Here is a 19,632-nt window from a genome sequence, read left to right as displayed (position 1 = left end):
CATCACATCAGCTTGCATAGAAAGGCTCGAATCACCGAACGGGCCGGAATGTGCGAAGACCTGGGTCCATCGGATCGTCCAACGTCAAAACCTTGCTCACCATTTCTCGACTCGACTTAACCAGCGGCAGCACCTGCGCCATAACGGCTTGCAGGCGCGGATCGCTCATGCGCCTCTCATACTCCTTGACTGCCTGCTGATAGAACCAGATATCGTCCTTGAGCGCTGTCGTGAGGGCGTCTCGTTCTTGATCGGTCAAGTCGGTCTTCGGCGGGTAACCGAGATCTTCGGTTTCCTTCGTGACGTTCATCGGCGGCAAAGCCAAGATCCTCGCGCGCCCGGTAACATAACCGGTCGTCACGGCGAATTCGTCGAAGCGATCGGTCAGTCCGTAGTAGCTGACCTTGTTGAGCAGATTGTCGAAGCACGCCTGAGCCGTTGCCGTTCCGGTCCGGGCGAATGTCCCCTGGCCGGTGTCGTCAAAAAAGCTGTATTGCGGGCCGATGGCTTCAAGCATTCTTGCCGAAAATTCGACGAACGACATACCCCCCTTAACGACTTCGTCATGCCAGGGATTGGCGGGTCGGCGCAGCATGAAATTGTAGTTGGAAATCATTCGCTCAATCGGATCGCGCAACACCGTCACCACGACATGTTGCATCCAAAGCCGACGAAAGATCGGCTGATCAAGACGCATATGCCCTGTCAGCAGATACGGATGGCGCTGCGGAGGAGCCGCGTAGTTCTTAAGCCAAATCTCCTCCCGAAACGAACCGAAGAAGTCGTTAGTGTTCATGTCGAGCGAAAGTGGAACGAATCCCATCTGGCGGAACAGCGCGTTGACGGTGTGGCCTCCGGTCTTTGGAACATGGATATTCAGGACGAGGTCCGGTCCAAATCTCTCCACTTGCCGGCTCAGGAGTTGCTCGAACGAATAGGGCCTGACGACAGGCCGCCCCGCTTGAATCCTGGCCGCAACCAGGGCAACCGGCTCGCTGGTCTGCACAGCGTTTGTCGCGGCGTTCCCGCCAGGAGCAGCAGTGACCGGAGGGACGCTTGCCGCCGCCGCCGTGATCTGGCGGACAATGTCGTTGAGCGCCGCAAGCTGCATCTGCTGCGCGGTGATCGTCGAGTTCAACGCCCCGAGTTGAAGCTGCTGACCGTGGAGCGTAGCCTCCAGATTCATGCGGTGCGCCGGCGGCAGGTGCTGCGAGACCTCGGTCAGCCCGGCACCGAGCTTTTCGCCATCGGCCCGCAACCTGTCCACCTGCGCAATCAGGGCATCAATCTGGGCTTGCACGGCTTGAATGGCGTGACGCGTAGCCGGCTGCAAGTGTGGCGCGATCAGCTCATCGAGCTTGTCATGCTCGGCCTGAACCAGCGATTCGATCTTCGCCTGCTCCGCATTCAGTTGCCCATGATGAGCTTCAAGCGCATCGAGCGTGGCCTGCTGCCTCGCGATCGCTTCCCCCACATTCGTCCGATGGAGCTCGAGGGCATTGAGCGTGGCCTGCTGTTTCGCAATCGCCTCTTCAACATTCCACAGTCTCACCATCACGCGCCGTACGGCCGGAATCTTCATCAGGATTCGAACGCCACGCCCCATTTAGCCCCCCTCACCACCGCCTCGATCCTGAGCGACGATCGCCCCCAGAGCAATCCCCGTGTCTGCCGAATCCACCTTAGAATCGGTACGCGCCGGTCACTCGCGCCGCACAGGGTTCCTGCCCAGCCGCGTCAGCCACGTCCGCAACGAGGAGATCCCCCATCTTCGTGGTTGCGGACGTGCGTTCAAGCCTTCGCCCTTGGACCATTTGCTGACTGCCGACCATCTTTGGGTACGGAGCATCGCTTGCTTGAAGTCACCGCGCCATCCGAGGCGTACCGCCTTCTTGAGGTAGATCCATCGCACGTCGCCCGGGGCGCGCAGCCAGATCTTTGTCGCACGCATGAGGCTGGAAAACACCACGCGATCCTGCCCGTAACCGCTCTCGGCCAGCAAGCGGGCGATCTGGTCGTCTGCCTGAGCCCTTGCAGACCTGAGCGACCGCCATTTTCGTCCTCTCTCAGGGGACTCGTTGATCCGCGCGACTTCGATCATGCGCCGTTCGAGCTGGGTCAGATCCTGAACGGACTCCCTGTCCCAGAGCGCCTCGTCGATCCGGTCCAGCAGCGACTTGGGAAGCAGGGAGCGATGTTTCCAGAGCAATCCGTACAACGCCAGTTGATGCGCCTCGTCGTCGATCCGGAGTTTATGGACGATGTTGGCGAGCTGGTGCCACCCTGCCAGCACCTCTCGCGCCGCCTGACGCTCGCCGTTCTCGGCAAGGATCGGAACAATGGTGTAGACATGGGTGAGCAGGATCGACGGATTGACATTAGCGACCGCAATGAAAGCCTCGGCCAGATCTGACGCCAGCATTGCCGGAAGCTTCGGAACCTTCGCCGCCAGCCGAAGCAACGTGTCGAAATAGAGACGCAACATCGGCAGCCCCTGCGGATAGAGCTCCGTGCCACGCCGCAACCAGGCGACACCACCTTCATTGTCGTTGCGTTTGAGCTTCGCCCAGCCGACATAGCCATGACACGCGGCGATGATGATGTCGCGCGTGCTGTAAGGCAGCTGCTTTCGACCACGAAGCTCGGGCGTACTTTCCAGGGTCAGTTCGCTGGTCGCAACGTCGGCATATTCGTAACAGGGAAACACCTCGTCATTGCCATGCAACGTGTAGGCGAAGGCGACGTCCGCGCCGCGCGGATCGAAGACGAGCTCGGCCTTCCGATCGATGATAGCAAGGAATTTCTTTTCGGCTGCCCGAAAATCCGCGCCGGGCTTGAAGAAGCTCCAATGCGCCTCATTGAACAGCAGCAATAGCGAATTCGGAAAGCGCGCCAGCCCTTCCCTAAAATACTCATCGGCACGCGCCGCCCATTTTCCGGCGATCCGGTTTTCATGGAATGTGAACACCGCCTGAGCATGCAAATGCGCCGCGTTGTTGTAATCGGTCTCGTCGGACAGATCGTCCGGTCCGATCCCGTCGCAAAAGTTCGCAATCTGCTCGCGGACGTGATCGGTGCCAAAGCAACCGCAATCGACCGCCGGCGTCAGCCAGACCAGTCTCCGCTGGCGCTGTCGCTTGGGGACCGGAGTCGCGTGGCGCCAAACAAGTCCCATGAACAGCGCATATTTCAGCAGCCGCTGATAGCTCTCCTCACGCGGCTCGCGATGGATCGCAAACCGCTCGTTCACCACAGGTACGACGGTCGCAAATTCGTAGTCCGGATGGCCTGCTGCGCAGCGATCGAGATGCGCAGCGATGTCGGCCGTCATGGTCTCCGCGCGGAACGGATAGCAGCCAGGCGCGATCTCGTCGTAGAACGAACCTTCCGGAAACAGCAGAAACGCGCCGTTGGACAGCGCGTCCCGCCAGCGCGGCGACGGCGAACCGGCATAACGATTGACGACGGGGAGGAATTTCGCGTGCGAGACGACTTCGAAATAATCCCTCTCCGGCATGTGCCCTTCGATCACCTTCACCTTGTAACGGGGAGCAAGGCTTGAAAGGTTGAACAGGAAGCGGGGCTTTTCGGAATGGAATGGCGCCAATGCGGAGCCGGTGAAGATGATGTCGACGAGCTTTTCGCGATGCGGCGATGCCTCGGGAAACGGTGTCGCGATCGGGTGCAATAGCAGATTAGCTGCACAATAGAGACCCGGCGTGCCCTGGCTGAGCTCAAAATGTTCCTGCGAACAGTTGCAGATCGCGACATCGTAGAGCGCATAATTGTCGGCGTTGCGGTATTGAAAGGCGTCGGAATCATGACACCAGATCACCTTGGGAACGGTGACCTTGTGGAAGTCCTTTGGCACCAGCCATTGCGGGCTCAACGAGAAAATCAGGTCCGGCCGCTCGCCCTCGGGCAGACTGTCGATGAATTCGCTGAGCGAGTGCGTCGGCGAATAGTCGTAGGCATTGCTGGCCAGTTGACTTCCGACGTACTTGACCGTGATCGATCCATATTTGTAGGCCGGCGCAATGAAGCTCTCGGAGTAATGTTCCGGAAATACGGACAGGATCGCGCCGGGCACGAAGATGGTCACGTCGTCGCGCTTGATCAGGCTGCGGAAGGTCGCCGCTGCCGACATGAACTCCGCACTGCCAACTTTCGCCAGTTCCGCGTCCGCGTCCGCATCGCGCTTCAGCGACCAGAACGCCAGTGCCCTGCACAGCCTCGCCCGATCGCCGATTGTTGTCAGGCCATCGAGCAGCGCCAGGCCCTGCTCCAGCAGGCCACCGAGGATCAATGCGCAGCCCCGCAGCTCCGAATTCGCGGGCGCTATCTGCGCCACGTTCAGAAAATCGCCGCGCGCGAAGGCAGTGTCCGCCGAACCATAGGCATGGCGGATGTCTTCGGCGGTGAATCGGAACGAGAACTCGGGGGCGATCTTTCGAGAGCACATGCCTCACTTCGTTTCGGTCAGGCGGAGGCGGTCGACTGCCTTCGCGTTGTAGAGCCTGTGCCGGAGCCGGCGCGCCTCTACGATGGTCAAGGCGCGAAAGATCCACAAGGGGTCGGCCAATTCTTCGCGAAAGAATGCCCGTGCCGCCTCCGCCCATTGCCGGGCGCGGCCCTGATAGACAATGAGCCTCGCCATCTCGCGCGCCCGCCAGTTTCGCAGAAAGCGCCGGACTTCGGCGGAAATATCTTTACGGGCCAACCATTGGTCGGCGATGTGCACATGCTCCTCCAGGTAGGGTGGCGTAAATCCCTTGCGGAAGTGCATGGTGCGCGATTCGTCGTGCACTCTCATTTCGGACACGACGACGTTCAGCGAACCTTCCCGCACACCGGCGATGGTCGCCCGCAGCAGGAATTCGCGGTCGCTGCTCTCTGAGAACATCGGATCGAAATTGCCGATCTGGGAAAATACCGAACGATGGCAGAACCGTGCCGACAACAGAGGCATATCATCGCAGACGTTCTCGAGCGACAACCGGGTCATGTCTTCGCCAACCATCCGACGCACGACGAGCTCCTCGCCGTCAGGGAGCGTGCAGAACATCTGCGCGCCGCCAGTCCAGATCCTCACGTCGGGACGAGCGGCCGCCTCGCTTGCCAATCGGCCAAGCACACCCGGACGAATCCGGTCGTCGCTGTGAACAAGCAAGATGAAATCGCCGGTCGAAGCCTGGACGCCGAGCGCCGCCGCAGCGGTGGCGCCGGTCCCGTTGCCACCGACGAATTTGATGTGTGGGTATTTCTGCGCCAGGCGCCGGGTAAAGCCGTCGGCGCCGTCGTGGACGACGATGTGCTCAAGTTCGTAAGGCCCCTGATGCTCGATGCTGCCAATGGCCTCATCGACATAGTCCGACGAATCAATGGTCAGCGTAATGATTGAAATTCGCATTCAGCTTCTGCGATCAGAACTGGCGCTCTTAGGTTGCTGGATTGGAGCTCCCACCCTCATTAGACGAACTGGGATCGGTTTTCAAAGCCGAGAACGGCCAGGCACACCGGCAACGGCAGACACGTTGCCGAGCGGCGCGCCCTGAGATTCTCCACGGCGTCGTTGTGCTCCAAGCTTCATGCCGCCCGCAACTCCCACGCCCAGCACGTACATCCACCCTTCGACAAAATCGAACAGGTGAGCATTGAAAAGGGAACTCACCAGATTTTGGACGACAACCAATAGCCCGATCCAGTTCGCAAGACCTTGGCCGCGGAATAGTTGCAGATGCGCTATCCACATCGCGTACAGAACTGCTACTCCCACAATGCCCCATTGGACCGCGACGGCGAGCGTCTGATTGTGCGGATTCCTGGTGATTTCGCCGGCAAGCCCGGATTGTCCGACCGCGGCCAGCTCGAACAAATGTCGCGTCGAACCAGTTCCATGGCCGATCAACGGCGCATCCACAAAGAAGCCGAGCGACTTTTGCCAATATTCGATTCGCCGGCCGGTCGATGCGGCAATGTTCTGCTGATAGTCGTGATACTCCAGCGCAAACGCGCCGATGCGTGCCTGCAGATAGGGCGACGCGAACCACACCGTGGCCACCACAACGACGACACCTGCGAACAGCAGCGTCGCCGCCCGACGATCCAGATGCGAGAAGGCAAACACGGCGACCAGCACCGGGACATAGATCAGCGCCGCGCGGGCCGACACCACGAAGGCCATATTGGCGAAGAAGCCCAGCACCAGAGCCGCGCAGGCCAATGCGGCCACATATCTGCCTTGCTTCCAGAAATCGAGAATGAATGGCGTCAGCGCCACCATGCACAACGCGAATTCCTGGCTCTGGTCGATATAGTTCTTCACGGGTACGCCGGGGCTCCTGCCCGACGCCAACGCCAGGTCCGGAACGAACCACACGATCCAGGACAGCCCCATCAGAATCGCGCAGGAGATCAGAAACCCGCCAAAAACCCAGGCGCTGCGGGGCCAGAGGGAGAAATGGTAGAACAGGAGCGGAAGGGCCAGCAGCTTGGCAAGGGGACTGAAGCCTTGAAGCCGATCCTGCCACGAAACATCGACCCACAGCATTCCAACGAAGCCGAGTGTGACCAAGGCGAGCGGCCACCGGCATATCGGACTGGCGAGCGAGTGCAGGAACGCGCGGTAGTCGAAGGTGGGTAACAGCCGCACCAACGTTAACAGCCAGAATCCGAATAATATCGACACAGCGCTCGTCGACCAGGGCAAAGCCACCGCCGCGAGAACCACGAGGAGATTGGCCTCCAGAGACAGCACGCCCCAGCGGCACTTGGAGGCAACCGCGGCGGCCCAACCGAAAACTCCCGCACTGCGACGCATCGCCTCAGTCATGTTCGTCCCTCGAACAATTCGGGGGCGAAGCGTGGGTTCCAAAGGGCTGCCCGGCGCGCTGTCGCGCACCTGATTGAATCTCTCATTCATAACAACCGCATGCTGGACTCGAACAAGAGATGCGCTTCCCGGTCCGTTGATCGGCCTTTGCGCCTCATTTTTTCAGTGAATGCGATATTTGGGTAGCGCTTTGCGCCGGAACCGTCCACCCTTCGAGAGAAGGCCTCGAAAGACAACATGATCCAGAGTGGGCAAATGGGCGGGCCGAATTCCGAGCGTCAAAGAAACCCGACGAGGGAATTCGAGCGCCTAAGATATTGCGGATCCGGATATCGGGTTCTCGTGATCTGCAACGATGGCGCCTACTTTCTTCGCCATCGGCTGTCGGTCGTCACCCATCTCGCGTCCCTCGGCGTCGATGTGACGGTTATCGCTGGCGGTGATCCAATTCGTGCCGAAAGCATTCAAGGCTGGAATTATATCCATGTACCGATCGAGCGCTTCAGATTCGATCCATTTGGCGATGCCAGGCTGATGCTTCGGACGGCGCGGACGATCCGCGCGTTCAAGCCACATGCCGTCCATCTAGTGACGCTCAAGCCCGCCATTTTTTCGGGATTTGTGTCAATCGTCTCGCATTTTCTCCATGCTTACCCGGAACAAGTTCTGATCACGCTGCCCGGTTTGGGCCGGATGATGTCGCCAAAGGCTCCCGGCCAACGGCGCTACCAGATCGCAAGTGCGCTTACGTTGTTGGCATTTCGAGTGTTGTCGCGACGGGATTATGTGCACTTTACTTTCGAGACCCGGCATGATCGCGAGTTTTGGAAAGGCAGGGGCATTGCCAGCGAGAAGAATTCATCACTCATCGAGGGCGCTGGCGTGGACCCCAATCTGTTCTATCCGCTGGAAAACGCGCGAAGTGGCAGCACGACAAAAGTCCTGTTCGCTTCCCGGCTCTTGAAGTCGAAAGGCTTGAGTACTTTTCTGACGGTCGCGCATGAGCTGGCACATCGCAGCGATGTGGAGTTCATCGTCGCCGGCATCCCGGACGATCACGATCCCGACGCGATACCGCACCGCGATCTCGAACAACTGACGGAGATCCGTTTTCTCGGCCACGTCACGGATATGCCGAATCTGCTCCGGCAATGCGACATCGTTTGCCTGCCGACAAGGTACGGCGAGGGAATCCCCCGCATCCTGATCGAGGCTGCCGCAACCGGCCTTGCGTCGATCGCCTCCGACCACCCCGGATGCCGTGAGGCCGTCGAGGATGGCGTGACCGGGCAAATCCTGTCGGCGAAGTCAGACACCGAAATGAGGAGAGAGCTATCCGCTGCAATCGTCGGATATCTCGAGAATCCCGACCTGCTGAAGAAACACAAACGGGCGGCCAATCAGCACTTCCTGTCGCGGCCGTTCAATCAGCCTGCGATTGCCGACCGTTTCACGGAACTCCTAGGGGTGCTTGCGGCGCCGTGGTCGGATTGATCGGCGCGGCGGGCGCGACATCGTCAGACCTTTCGCCCTCGGCGCATAAGGTTCTATATACCGCTATCGCGGGGTGCCTAAGTGATTGATTTTGCGGGGGTCGCCTACTGTGCATGGGGTTGTTTTTCCAAAAATGGATCCCTCTGGGTTCCTACGGCTCGCCTGAGACGCGCCTCGGATGGGATTGGTTCTTAGCCGGATTGACTCGGCTCGCGTTGCGGTGGCATGCAATCAGAAGTGTTGGAAGCGAAGCCGAGCCAAACGAGATGACTGCCGCGATGCACCATTTTTTGGCTTCTGATGCGGGCTCGGACTAAGGGTGGAACAGAACACTCACGAGCTTTTCTCCCGAGAGGAGCCAGTGGTTGTCGGCTCCGACCGGACGTTTGGCTGGGTGATGGCTGCCGCGTTTGCGCTCATCACCCTCTTCAACGGCTGGCATTCCGGCCGCCTGTGGCCATGGACGGCAGTCCTTGCCGCGATGTTCGCGGTGGTCGCCGCAAGCCGTCCCGCCGCACTGAATCCACTGAACCGTGCCTGGACGAAGCTTGGTCTGCTTCTGCACAAAGTCACCAATCCTGTTCTGATGGGACTGATCTTCTACGGCACGATCCTGCCAACCGGCCTCGTCATGCGCTTGAGCGGCAAAGATGCGCTGCGGCTGAAGCGTGACGCTCGCACCGAGAGCTATTGGATTCGCCGCACGCCCGGTCCTGCGCCCGAAACCATGCGAGATCAGTTCTGATGATCGATCTACTGCCCGACAACCGGCGCTTCCTTCGCGCGGCCGCACCACTCATTTGCACGCAGCCTTGAGACATGCGCGTTCTCGGCATCTCAGCCTTCTATCATGACAGCGCGGCAGCCCTGATTGAAGACGGTCGCGTGATCGCTGCGGCACAAGAGGAACGCTTCACCCGGAAAAAGCACGACGCATCGTTTCCACACCACGCCATCGCGTTCTGTCTGGAGGCCGTCGGCGCGAAGCTTTCCGGCATCGATCAGGTCGCGTTCTACGACAAGCCGTTCCTCAAGTTCGAGCGGCTGCTCGAGACCTATGTTGCCCTCGCACCGCGCGGTTTCCGCTCCTTCAAGATGGCTATGCCGCTCTGGCTGAAGGAGAAGCTGTTCCAGAAAAGCCTGCTGCAGAAACATCTGGCCAAATTTGACGCTGACTTCGCAGTCGACCGGCTCCTGTTCACCGAGCACCATCTGAGCCACGCAGCCAGTGCGTTCTTTCCGTCCCCTTTCGAGAAGGCGGCCGTGCTCACGATGGACGGCGTCGGCGAATGGGCGACGACCTCAGCGGCGATGGGAGATGGCAACCGTCTCGAGATATTTCAAGAAATCCATTTTCCCCACTCGCTCGGCCTGCTGTACTCCGCCTTCACGTACTACACCGGCTTTAAGGTCAATTCCGGCGAATACAAACTGATGGGGCTCGCTCCCTATGGCGAACCGAAATACGCGCAGCTCATCCTCGATTCGCTGATCGATCTGAAAGCGGACGGCTCGTTTCGCCTCGACATGTCGTATTTTAACTATTGCACCGGGCTGACGATGACCAATGACCGGTTTGCCAAACTGTTTGGGCGGCCGGTGCGTACGCCAGACGAATTGCTCACGCCTTTCCACATGGATATTGCCGCCTCCATCCAGGCAGTCCTGGAGGAGGCGGTACTCCGTTTGACCCGCAGCCTTGCGGCTCAGACCGGCGCCCGCAACCTGTGTCTTGCAGGCGGTGTTGCGCTCAATTGCGTCGCTAATGGCAAGGTGTTGCAGGACGGCAGATTCGATTCGATCTGGATTCAGCCGGCCTCCGGCGACGCCGGCGGCGCCGTCGGGGCGGCACTCGCTGCCTACCATCAGTTCAGACAACAACCGCGCGATGTCGCGGTCGGCGACGGCATGTCCGGCGCTTTCCTCGGACCTGAATTCTCGCAAGAGGAAATCGAACAGCGGCTGCGCGCCACAGGCGCCCGCTTCGACGTCCTCAGCGAAGATGCCATGATCGAGACGACCGCGGTGGCCCTGGCCGACCAGCTCGCGGCCGGCTGGTTTCAGGGCAAGATGGAGTTCGGCCCGCGCTCGCTCGGCGCGCGCTCGATTCTAGGCGATCCGCGCTCGCCCTCCATGCAGAAGAACCTCAATCTCAAGGTGAAGTTTCGCGAAAGCTTCCGGCCATTTGCCCCGGCGGTTGCACGCGAGGACGTTGCCGACTGGTTCGAACTCGACGGCGACAGCCCGTACATGCTCCTGGTTGCCGGCGTCAGGAGCGACCGGCGCCACATGATGAGCCCGGACGAGCAAGCATTGTTCGGCATCGACAAGCTCAACGTGGTGCGCTCGACGATCCCCGCGGTGACGCATGTCGACTATTCCGCCCGAATCCAAACGGTCAGCGCCGACACCAATCCGCTTTTCCATCGCTTGCTGTCTCGTTTCAAGGCGCTCACGGGATGCCCGGTGCTGGTCAACACCAGCTTCAACGTTCGCGGCGAACCGATCGTCTGCACACCAGAGGATGCCTTCCGCTGCTTCATGGGTAACGAGCTCGACATGCTGGTCATCGGCAACTGCATCCTAAGAAAAGAGCACCAGGATTCCGCGCTCAAACGTGACTACAGTGCCGCCTTCACGCTCGACTGAATTGCCGGCATAGCGTCTTGGCTCGAATTGCCGAGTTCGAGAGGGACACTTATCCGAGCCGTCCCCCTCCGGCAGACTAACTTCTTGGATCAAGAAGCAAGTGATCCGCGGTCTATGAAAGCATGGAGGCGCCGCCCGCTCCGGCCTCCGACGAGTATGCCGCCGCCTTCGTTATGGATCTCAACGAGGCGATCCTCGGCTGCGCCACGCGCGCCGTCAGCCTGCTTGACGAGCCGCAGGCAATCCCGCTGCTCTATCCAGGCGTCAAGCGCGAACTCTGCTACCGCCTGCCGGCCGGCCACATGGCGCTGTCTTGCCCGCATGGTCGTCGGTGCGGAGCGAAACTGGCGTCTGGTCGAAGCGATCCACGCATTGCGGGGCAATTTCGACAAGCAGGTGCGCGTCCATGATCTTGCCGCGCTCGCCGGCCTGAGCCCGACAGCCTTCCATCGTCAGTTCAAGGCAATGACCGCGATGACACCGGTGCAGTTTCAAAAGCAGATCCGCCTGATGGAGGCGCGCCGGCTGATGCTGTCGCGCGAAATGTCGGCCGAAACGGTCGCCTTTGAGGTGGGCTATGCCAGCCCCTCACAGTTGAGCCGGGAATATGCCCGGCTGTTCGGGGCTCCGCCACGCCGAGACATATCGGAAAGCTTCTGTCGGCCTGACGGTTTCAGCGCGCACACTGAAACCGGGGCCGACAAATCTTTGCGTCGTTCGAACGCCGATGGTCCGGCCGAATATATACCCTCGAAAGCACTGTGGGTCTCGCCCGGCTACGCCGCCATATGGGGTTTTGCCTAGTCGCCAATAATGCCGCGTGCATCACCGCTTGGGAAAGAGCTGGTCGCCGCCCTCAAACGGGCTGCCGCTGCAGCGTGAGTTGATGAGACGCGGCCTGAAGCATCTATGCGGGCTTCCACGCGACGGCGTCAGCCGCCCGCCATCAAATCCTTCGCCAGCGTCATGTAAGCCAGCAGCGTCACAGGGTCGTTGCCGGCGACCGGATGCGAGGCGTAGCGTGCGATCACCATATCGGCCTTGGGATCAATATAGATGCCCTGGCCATCAACGCCCCGCGCCATGTAGGAGCCGTGGGCATTGTGCGTCACCCACCACTGGTTCCGGTAGGAGGCGCCGGGCAAGGTGGTGTACCGACCTCGCCTATCAATAAAACGAGGTGAGGCCCAACGCAATTTGCCTCTTCTCCATGGCGCCAGCTCGCAGATAGTGTTCACATCCCGAACGAAACATCTTGCCGATTACCGCATTTCGAACATCTCCGTACGGGACGAGGTAGCCCTCCTCGTCCCAGCCAGAAAAGCCGCCCCTCCGATTTTCAACCGCGCCGATCTTCATGAAGTGGTCTTCGCCATTCTTGAATTCTCCGGCAGCCACGGCCGCGGCGACGTCGGGATTCGCTGCCAGATAAGTTTCCTCGATCCAGCGCATCGGCAGACCCGAGCGGCGCCCTTCCGCCTTCCCGTGTTTGACATAGTGCTCGTATCCGCTGGCGAAGACCCCTTCCCGAATCAGGGAAACGAGATCCGGGTTCGCCGCCAGATACGCCTCCTCATCCCAGCGGGGAAAACCGCTGTGGCGAAATTCCAAGAACCCGACCGACCGATAGTGCTCAAAACCATTTGGAAATTTTCCCTCGGCGATCAATGCGGATACATCTGGATTGGCCGCCAGATAGGTCTGCTCGTTCCAGTCGTGGGGGGCTCCCTTGACATGGGTTTCGCGCCAGTTCGGCAGGCTCTTTCCGGCGTATAGAGCTCGCACGATTTCCTCGGCCATTCGGGCCGCCACCATGTCGTACCCGAGGCTCTTCTCCAGCGACTCGTATTTCACGTGAGCGAGATCGGCGAAAACCTGCTCATCGGTGAACATCAGGCTCAGGTCGACATAGTTGAAAGAAGCGTGGTCGGCGGCGGCCTTTTGCAACTTGGTACGCAGAATGGGATGCACGTCGTCTAACCAGGTCAGCAACGCGTGGTCCTGCGCCTTGATTGCGGCCCTGTCGCCATCGCCTAGGACCTTGTGTCTAAGCGACAGGTATGGTGATAGGAATCCAACGAACTTCGCGCCCGATCCCTCGGCGAGATAAGACATGGCCAGCTGGTTGTTGACGTAGGTGTCCAGACGCTCTGGATCAGAAGTGGAATAGCCCGAGCTGGTCGGCGGCGGTGCGACGGGCGGCCCTTTGGCGGAGGCATGAGCACGCATCCCCGCGATCAACGGCGATTTCGATACGACCTCAAAGAGCGCAGACTTGCTGGCGACCTGATCCAGAAGTCCGGGCCGTTGCACTACTCCAGTCCGCGCGTCGAAGATCCTGTCCATGTCAAGCTGGGTGGTGTGATAAATCGAATGCTTGAACAGCCCCACACCCATCCTGAGCATCGTGCGTTCATCGAGCACGAGGACGTCGTTGATCCCGTTGAGAGTCGTGACCACGTCAGGCAGGAATTGCATGCCATCGTGCGCCAAAGTGCCCAAAGAAATACTCGAGAACCCGGCTGGTACGGAGGCGTTGATCACCTCCCACTCCTCGCCGGTCCGAAGCTCGAGCGCCCGCTTGAGGATTCCTCCGAGGGAAGCCTCCTCGCGACAGCCCCAACAGGAAAATGCCACACTGTCGCCGAGCAGCATCGCACGCCTGACGGACTTGCTGCGCGCGATCGTCGGCTCCGCTCCGCGCCAGCCCCAGCTATTGACGACGACCGGCACCCAATTCCCGAGCTCATAGCGGAACCCTGGCGTGTTCCGATACCCGGACCAGGGCTGATAGGCGGCGTGCTGATTTAGAACGGTAATGGCCTTCGTCTCCGGCTTGGGAGGCGCAATGGACCTAGCCCACCATTCGCCGATCACCAGGCCCAGAACGATCAGGATGAAGGCGTTTCCCACGATCAGCGATACCGCCCGCAGGAACATCCCTAGCATCGTCAAATATCGCATCCCCGCTGCCTTTTGCAATTCAAGGATAAAAGCGGAGTAAGGATCGCAAATCCCGGCATGTCAACCAGGGCGCACTGCCGGCAAGATCACTGCCGGTGCTCAGCGCACAAGTGGCATCGGGCAAATCGCTCAGCCAGCGATCTTGGACTAATCCGCTTCAAATCGGTTCTTATCGTCGAGCTTCAGAGCTGGATTCTGTTCGGTTTTCTCGAGCATGCAGTTGCCGATCACCATAAGATCGATTTCCGATCCCATGAAGCAGCGAAATGCATCCACAGACGTGCACACGATCGGCTCGCCGCGAACGTTGAGGCTGGTATTGACGAGGCGAAGCCCGCGACGAGTCCAAGCATGATCGCTGCCGCGCACTTGCGACGCGAAACGAACACAGCCAGTAAGCTTGTTCTGTCCATCTCGATCATGGACAAATGAGGAGCTGACACATTTCGAACAGCCCCCAAATTCCAACATCGACAGAAAGGAGCCAGCCGAAATTTGCTAGCGGCGGACCCTCGCATTGCGGTCGCACCATCGCCCCATTGGGCTCCGAACTTGACGCTTTCAACCCGATGCACCTAATAGTAGTGTTCGAGTCCTCATGCAAATGGTCTTGGTGACAGCTGTGAGCGAGGCATTCAGAAGGGCCCGGTGGCGTACTTCCACCGGGCTCGTGTCTCTATTTTGCTTGTTGTTCTTTTTTTCCGGCACCACTTCCTTGATCTACCAAGTGGCGTGGGTACGATCCTTGTCTCTGTTCTTCGGCAGCGACGTGTATTCCGCCACCATTACGTTGGCCGTATTCATGGGCGGCTTGGCTCTGGGGAGCTGGCTGGCGAGCCACTTCGTGGACACGTGGACACGTCCGATCGCCATTTATGGACTGTTCGAAATCGCGATCGGACTCGCAGCATTGGCAGTCGCGTCGATGCTCGACTGGTTTCACGACTCCTATCGGCTCATCTACAACCAGCATTTCGAGAGCGCTCCCTGGGTCTACAATGGATTCCGGATGGTAGTCGCGACATCGTCGCTCATCGTTCCCACGACTCTGATGGGAGCGACGCTGCCCTTGCTCGTTCGGTACTTTGTTCGTCAAGCCGACCAGTTGGGTCAGCGCGCCGGTACATTCTACGCGATGAACACGTTGGGGGCGTTTTGCGGAACGCTCGTCGGCGGCTTCGTCCTCTTGCCAATGTTCGGTGTTTCCCGAACCGTGGCTCTCGCTGCGTCGCTCAATTTCGCGATCGGTGTCGTAGCGTTGTTCATGGGCGTGAAACGGACATCTGCATCGGGACTTTCCGGAAATGCGATCGCGGCATCCCCCGGACCGGCCGTTCACAAGATTTCCAAGCTTGAACGGCGTGCTGTTTTGGCTGCGATGGCCTTGTCCGGGCTGGCGGCATTGGCGCTTGAAGTTGTGTGGATGAGAGTCCTGGTCCAGTCGTTCTCCGCGACGGTATACGCCTTTGCCATCATGCTCGCCTGTTTCCTGTTTGGCATCTACTACGGGAGCTTCAAGGCGTCGCGTTGCGCCGACCGATCGCCATTGCCGGCAAAGACACTCAGTGGGCTGTTGATCGGTTTGGCAGTCGCAAGCACCTTTCTCGCGGTGTGCACCTATCTGGTACCGCATCTATTTGGGATGCTGGTATGGAGCTTGACCGCCATTTTGAAGGACGCATTCGGTACGGCGAGTGTCGTGGCGCAATTCATCGTCGCGAGCTTGGTCATCCTTGGGCCAACGATCATGTTGGGCGCAACTTTTCCATTCGCGGTGAAAGCCGTGACCTCCGATTTAGAACGACGTGGCTCTGACACGGGCAGAGTGTATGCCGTCAGCACGACCGGAGGGATCATTGGCTCGTTGTTGGCAGGCTTCGTCTTTCTCCCATTCCTTGGAGCCCGCCTCAGTTTGCTGATCATCGGCGGACTATTCGCCTTTGCCGGACTATTGCTGTCGCATGCTCTAAGATCGGGAGCGATGCCGACCACCCTTAGACTCCCGTTCGTGATCGCTGGGCTCGGGGCAATGGCGGTTTTCAGCGCCATCTCTGTCGCGCTGCCCTCGCAGACGGTCGCGAATTACGGCCTGCAGCGATCCACGCAGCCACAAGTCCTCCATCACAGGGAGGGCGTTGCTCATACGGTCTCCGTGGTCCGCAACGACAGCGGCACCATCATCATGATGGTCAATGGCAACGTCGAGGCGGACACTTCGCTCATCCAGCGTCGCCACTTCGTGCTGAAAGCCCACCTGCCGCTCCTTCTCCATCCCAATCCCGAGCAGATAGGCGTTGTCGGACTCGGTCTCGGCATCACGCTTCGGTCCACGACGCGCTACCCGACGGTAAGGCGCGTTCGATTAATCGAGCTCACATCCGATATGGTGGAAGCACATCAACACTTGAAAGAGATCACCGACGACGTCATGCGCAATCCGAAGATTCATCTGCGTATTGACGACGGTCGCAACTTCATGGCGATGTCCGACGAGCAATTCGACCTGATCACAGCTGATCCGATTCATCCACGGATCACCGGCGTTGGCTTTCTATATACGCGAGAATATTACGAAGTCATCAAGGCCAGGCTTCGCCCGGGCGGGATCGTGACGCAGTGGATGCCCATGTACAGTATCTCGCCGCGATCTTTCGACGCGGCATTCCGAACCTTCGCACAGGCGTTCCCGAACGCATCATTCTGGTACGTGCGTGGCCACGGCCTGTTCGTCGCGACGATCGAGCCGATGTCAGTCGACTGTCGAAACCTTGCGGCCGAATTCGCAAATCCGTTGGTCAGAGAGGATTTCAGTTCAATACAAATTAACTCGCCGGCCCAGTTCCTTGGCCATTTGCTCATGGACAGTGACCATATCCGCAGCTACCTGGCGCGTAGCGCGAATGATGAGGTCAATACCGACGACAATGCCTACCTCGAATATCGAACCCCCTTTGAGTTCCTTGGTCGCACCGATGCCATCATACCCGACCTCATTCGTCACGCCGGGTGGAGCCCCGAGCGGATCATGCGCAATTGCAGCGCTGAACAAGCGGCCGCGGCTTCTGACGAGTTCCAGAAGCGGCTCGGGCGAATTCCCGTCGAGTTAACAGAGCCGCTGCAGTGAAGGCCAGGGTGTCGGACCTCGAACCCGTCAATTTCCGTGGTTGGTCGTCCGAAGCAGATTGCGGGCACGGAGGAAATCGAAGATAGCCGCGGCGAACCGCTCATCGGCGAGGATGTTCGGGTGCGGATCGGTCGGCGTCACCCAGAGCCGGCCCGGTTCGAGATCGTCGACCGCGGGTAGGAGATCGAGATACGGAAGGTCCAAGCGGTTGGCCAGGGCCTGCACCATCGTCCTTTCCCGCTCGAACGGGTATGGCTTCAACTGCCTGAGCTCGGGCAGATTTGTCACGAGGACCATCGTCCCTCGCGCCCGGCAGAATTCCGCCAGGCGGGCGACGGCCGCTTCAACTTCGGCCCAGCCGCTGGTCGGCGATGATGAGTCATAGAGGTCCCTTAAGTAGTCATACCATGGCCGACGGCTGCCCAGCCCGAGCATCCGCGCGGCAACATCGATCCGCGACGCGAAATAGATGTAAGCCGCAGAAGTGCGTTCGAGCCGATGAGAGTCGTACCGCGGCGTCCGCTCCGCGTCGTTGATGAAGTAGTTCAGCACCAAGATATCCGGCCGGAAGCGATGGCCTTCGGAAAGATAGGCGGCAACTTCCATGCTGGTGTTGTAGTTTCCGACGCCCGCGTTGATGACCTCCGCCTGAACGCCGGTCGCGTGGATCATCGCTTCCAGGCGCTTCACGAACGTCTTGTCGTTCGGTACCCCCCAGCCGAAGGTGAGCGAGTCACCAAGCATCATGATTCGCAAGCTGTCGGGTGTACGTTCGAAGCCAATTTCGCGATCACGGAACTTGTGGCTATTAATGGCAACATCGACACCCATCAAATGGGCAGTTGCGCTGGGGCGATGCTCGTGCCCGATCCGCGGGTCCGCCGACACGCGCTTGACCTCGCGCGCATACTTCCACATTTCCAAATCGAACTGCATGCCGTCGTCGACCGCCAGCCGCACGAACGCTTCAAGTGCAAGCGCGACAAGCAGTATCGTGGCCGCAACGACTAGACCAGTGAAGAGACGCTCCCGTGACATCGCGAATGGGACGACAATCAAAACAGCGCATAGATAAAGGGCGCTACTGTGCTGCCCTGAGTCAGTATCATGAGACTGCCGAAGAACAGCATGGCCAGCACGATGGGTACCAGCCAATACTTCTTGCGGCTACGCATGAATTCGTAGAACTCAAACAGAAAGCTCTGCATCAGCACCTGCCCGTGCAACCGCGCGCGTGTTGGTAGTCGATGCCATTGAGCGTCGCATCGGTCAGCATCCGCAGCTCTCCGAAAGAAATGCCGTCAGGTCCCTTTGGATCGTCTACGACTGATCTTCTTCTCGATTCTCTGACGCCTAAAGTCCAAAAATACCGTCACACAACTACCAAGCGTGACGGTATTCCGATTTTCCTTGGGAGGCAAGCACGACGCATACCGTCGCATGTCAGAACTCGGATCGTAATAGAGCATCCTTGTAAGCGTCGGGCAGGTCACTGAAATAGAGGTCTCCGTCGAGGAATAAGCCGCAACTTTCGGATCGCTCCTTGGTCAACACTGACCAACTCAATTCGCATCCCAGGAAGATCGAGCAACTCTCCTTCTCGCGGAAGCCGTCGCAAGCGGTCGATGACTAGGCCGGCCATCGTCTTGTACGCACCAAAGAAGGCCGAGACGTTTAGCTCATTGATCGACTATTTCAAGGACTGCAGCGAGTACAAAGATCTCGGCGAGAAAAGTAAGCGCGCTTATGACGGATACCTCAAACTCATCGAGGCTAAGTTTGGCTCAATGCCGATTGGCGCTCTCGAAGACAAACGCGCGCGCGGGGACTTCAAGGAATTTCGTGATTCATTTTCTGATAAGCCGCGCAAGGCGGACTACGTATGGACGACCATCGCTCGAGTTCTGTCGGTTGCGAAGGATCGGGGCAAGATCGCCGTAAACGTTTGTGAGGGCGGCGGCCGACTCTATGAATCTGATCGATCAGAAATAATCTGGACCTCAGAAGACATCCGCGCCTTCTGCTCGGTTGCCTCCGTCGAATTGCAAGCCGCTCTCCTGCTTGCGTTATGGACGGTCCAGCGCCAGGGCGACCTGCTGCGGCTCACCTGGAAGGATTACGATGGCACGTACACAAGGATGCGTCAGTCAAAGGGGCGTGGGAGCAAGGGAAGGCGCCGAGTGAGCATCCCGGTCGGACCACCGCTGAAGGCCGCGCTGGACGCTACGCTGAAAGAGGAGCGCTCGGCCGTCACCATTTTTGGTCAATTCATTTGGCCAGCCCTGGACAGAAGACGGCTTTAGAACGAGTTGGGACAAGGCATTCAGAAGGACTTCGCTGGAGGATTTGCGCTTCCACGACCTGCGGGGGACCGCCGTTACGCGCCTTGCGCTATCGAATTGCTCAGTTCCTGAAATTTCGGCGATCACCGGCCATTCAATGAAGACGGTTCAGGGGATCTTGGATGCGCACTATCTAGGTGGTCGGCTCGAGCTTGCGGACTCCGCGATCAAGAAGTTGAGCGAAACCTACGGCTAGAACAGGTGTGAGTTCGAGATGTGGACGGATC

The 19,632-nt window shown here is 59.3% G+C and carries 16 protein-coding genes and 2 pseudogenes; 8 read left to right on the top strand and 10 right to left on the bottom strand.

Annotation, left to right across the window (positions count from 1 at the left end; all coding sequences use genetic code 11):
- Positions 1-31 precede the first annotated feature (31 nt).
- The 4 genes from E4K64_RS00215 to E4K64_RS00200 form a co-directional block, all read right to left on the bottom strand.
- Positions 32-1,606 (bottom strand): coiled-coil domain-containing protein, encoded by a 1,575-nt coding sequence (locus E4K64_RS00215; RefSeq protein ID WP_135161632.1) that lies wholly within the window; start codon positions 1,604-1,606, stop codon positions 32-34.
- A gap of 96 nt (positions 1,607-1,702) precedes the next feature.
- Positions 1,703-4,462 (bottom strand): hypothetical protein, encoded by a 2,760-nt coding sequence (locus E4K64_RS00210; protein ID WP_135161631.1) that lies wholly within the window; start codon positions 4,460-4,462, stop codon positions 1,703-1,705.
- A gap of 3 nt (positions 4,463-4,465) precedes the next feature.
- The gene (locus E4K64_RS00205; protein ID WP_135161630.1) at positions 4,466-5,410 is read right to left on the bottom strand and encodes a glycosyltransferase; all 945 of its coding nucleotides are present in this window, start codon (positions 5,408-5,410) and stop codon (positions 4,466-4,468) included.
- Positions 5,411-5,491: 81 nt separating this feature from the next.
- Positions 5,492-6,832, bottom strand: a complete 1,341-nt coding sequence (locus E4K64_RS00200) for an O-antigen ligase family protein (RefSeq protein WP_167771720.1) — start codon at positions 6,830-6,832, stop codon at positions 5,492-5,494.
- Positions 6,833-7,069: 237 nt separating this feature from the next.
- Here E4K64_RS00200 and E4K64_RS00195 point away from each other — a divergent pair, with 237 nt between their 5' ends.
- The 5 genes from E4K64_RS00195 to E4K64_RS00180 all read left to right on the top strand — a co-directional run bounded on the left by E4K64_RS00195 (position 7,070) and on the right by E4K64_RS00180 (position 11,779).
- Positions 7,070-8,326, top strand: coding sequence for a glycosyltransferase (locus E4K64_RS00195; RefSeq protein WP_135161628.1), 1,257 nt, complete (start codon positions 7,070-7,072; stop codon positions 8,324-8,326).
- A gap of 319 nt (positions 8,327-8,645) precedes the next feature.
- Entirely contained in the window at positions 8,646-9,071 is a 426-nt protein-coding gene (locus E4K64_RS00190; RefSeq protein WP_135161627.1) for an SxtJ family membrane protein, read from the top strand.
- Positions 9,072-9,145: 74 nt separating this feature from the next.
- A complete protein-coding gene (locus tag E4K64_RS00185) occupies positions 9,146-10,975 on the top strand; it encodes a carbamoyltransferase family protein (protein WP_135161626.1) in 1,830 nt (609 codons plus the stop codon).
- Positions 10,976-11,097: 122 nt separating this feature from the next.
- Positions 11,098-11,385 (top strand): AraC family transcriptional regulator N-terminal domain-containing protein, encoded by a 288-nt coding sequence (locus E4K64_RS41840; protein WP_430642455.1) that lies wholly within the window; start codon positions 11,098-11,100, stop codon positions 11,383-11,385.
- The gene (locus E4K64_RS00180; RefSeq protein ID WP_167771719.1) at positions 11,297-11,779 is read left to right on the top strand and encodes a helix-turn-helix domain-containing protein; all 483 of its coding nucleotides are present in this window, start codon (positions 11,297-11,299) and stop codon (positions 11,777-11,779) included. The genes E4K64_RS41840 and E4K64_RS00180 overlap by 89 nt, the downstream gene beginning before the upstream one ends.
- A gap of 128 nt (positions 11,780-11,907) precedes the next feature.
- On the opposite strand, the pseudogene E4K64_RS00175 reads toward E4K64_RS00180, so the two are convergent.
- The 3 genes and pseudogenes from E4K64_RS00175 to E4K64_RS40995 form a co-directional block, all read right to left on the bottom strand.
- Positions 11,908-12,129: pseudogene (locus tag E4K64_RS00175) on the bottom strand (6-aminohexanoate hydrolase); the annotation flags it as partial.
- Positions 12,130-12,142: 13 nt separating this feature from the next.
- Positions 12,143-13,915, bottom strand: coding sequence for an SGNH/GDSL hydrolase family protein (locus E4K64_RS00170; protein ID WP_135161624.1), 1,773 nt, complete (start codon positions 13,913-13,915; stop codon positions 12,143-12,145).
- A gap of 171 nt (positions 13,916-14,086) precedes the next feature.
- Positions 14,087-14,266 (bottom strand): annotated as a pseudogene (locus tag E4K64_RS40995) (carbamoyltransferase C-terminal domain-containing protein); the annotation flags it as partial.
- Positions 14,267-14,537: 271 nt separating this feature from the next.
- Between E4K64_RS40995 and E4K64_RS00160 the strand changes: the two are divergent.
- Positions 14,538-17,063 (top strand): fused MFS/spermidine synthase, encoded by a 2,526-nt coding sequence (locus tag E4K64_RS00160; protein WP_135161622.1) that lies wholly within the window; start codon positions 14,538-14,540, stop codon positions 17,061-17,063.
- A gap of 27 nt (positions 17,064-17,090) precedes the next feature.
- On the opposite strand, the gene E4K64_RS00155 is transcribed toward E4K64_RS00160, so the two are convergent.
- From E4K64_RS00155 to E4K64_RS41835, 3 genes are all read right to left on the bottom strand, one after another.
- Positions 17,091-18,023: an SGNH/GDSL hydrolase family protein gene (locus E4K64_RS00155; protein ID WP_167771717.1), complete on the bottom strand. Its 933-nt coding sequence runs from the start codon at positions 18,021-18,023 to the stop codon at positions 17,091-17,093.
- Positions 18,024-18,118: 95 nt separating this feature from the next.
- Complete coding sequence (locus E4K64_RS40115; protein WP_164718342.1) at positions 18,119-18,271, bottom strand: DUF5989 family protein; 153 nt, start codon at positions 18,269-18,271, stop codon at positions 18,119-18,121.
- Between the two features lie 281 nt (positions 18,272-18,552).
- Positions 18,553-18,705, bottom strand: a complete 153-nt coding sequence (locus tag E4K64_RS41835) for an HlyC/CorC family transporter associated domain-containing protein (protein WP_135161620.1) — start codon at positions 18,703-18,705, stop codon at positions 18,553-18,555.
- Between the two features lie 40 nt (positions 18,706-18,745).
- Here E4K64_RS41835 and E4K64_RS00145 point away from each other — a divergent pair, with 40 nt between their 5' ends.
- Positions 18,746-19,366, top strand: a complete 621-nt coding sequence (locus E4K64_RS00145; RefSeq protein WP_135161619.1) for a site-specific integrase — start codon at positions 18,746-18,748, stop codon at positions 19,364-19,366.
- Complete coding sequence (locus E4K64_RS41830) at positions 19,323-19,601, top strand: tyrosine-type recombinase/integrase (protein ID WP_135161618.1); 279 nt, start codon at positions 19,323-19,325, stop codon at positions 19,599-19,601. Before E4K64_RS00145 ends, E4K64_RS41830 begins: the two co-directional genes overlap by 44 nt.
- Positions 19,602-19,632 lie beyond the last annotated feature (31 nt).

The organism is Bradyrhizobium frederickii (assembly GCF_004570865.1).
Classification (GTDB): Bacteria; Pseudomonadota; Alphaproteobacteria; order Rhizobiales; family Xanthobacteraceae; genus Bradyrhizobium; species Bradyrhizobium frederickii.
This window is presented reverse-complemented; position numbering and strand designations above follow the sequence as displayed.

Excerpts from the sequence above, each read along its gene's own strand:
- E4K64_RS41840 (WP_430642455.1), top strand. The coding sequence starts at position 11,098 with ATGGAGGCGCCGCCCGCTCCGGCCTCCGACGAGTATGCCGCCGCCTTC.
- E4K64_RS41835 (WP_135161620.1), bottom strand. The coding sequence starts at position 18,705 with ATGGCCGGCCTAGTCATCGACCGCTTGCGACGGCTTCCGCGAGAAGGA.
- E4K64_RS00195 (WP_135161628.1), top strand. The coding sequence starts at position 7,070 with ATGATCCAGAGTGGGCAAATGGGCGGGCCGAATTCCGAGCGTCAAAGA.
- E4K64_RS00170 (WP_135161624.1), bottom strand. The coding sequence starts at position 13,915 with ATGTTCCTGCGGGCGGTATCGCTGATCGTGGGAAACGCCTTCATCCTG.
- E4K64_RS00180 (WP_167771719.1), top strand. The coding sequence starts at position 11,297 with ATGGTCGTCGGTGCGGAGCGAAACTGGCGTCTGGTCGAAGCGATCCAC.
- E4K64_RS00210 (WP_135161631.1), bottom strand. The coding sequence starts at position 4,462 with ATGTGCTCTCGAAAGATCGCCCCCGAGTTCTCGTTCCGATTCACCGCC.
- E4K64_RS00205 (WP_135161630.1), bottom strand. The coding sequence starts at position 5,410 with ATGCGAATTTCAATCATTACGCTGACCATTGATTCGTCGGACTATGTC.
- E4K64_RS00185 (WP_135161626.1), top strand. The coding sequence starts at position 9,146 with ATGCGCGTTCTCGGCATCTCAGCCTTCTATCATGACAGCGCGGCAGCC.
- E4K64_RS00160 (WP_135161622.1), top strand. The coding sequence starts at position 14,538 with ATGCAAATGGTCTTGGTGACAGCTGTGAGCGAGGCATTCAGAAGGGCC.
- E4K64_RS40115 (WP_164718342.1), bottom strand. The coding sequence starts at position 18,271 with ATGCAGAGCTTTCTGTTTGAGTTCTACGAATTCATGCGTAGCCGCAAG.
- E4K64_RS00215 (WP_135161632.1), bottom strand. The coding sequence starts at position 1,606 with ATGGGGCGTGGCGTTCGAATCCTGATGAAGATTCCGGCCGTACGGCGC.
- E4K64_RS00200 (WP_167771720.1), bottom strand. The coding sequence starts at position 6,832 with ATGACTGAGGCGATGCGTCGCAGTGCGGGAGTTTTCGGTTGGGCCGCC.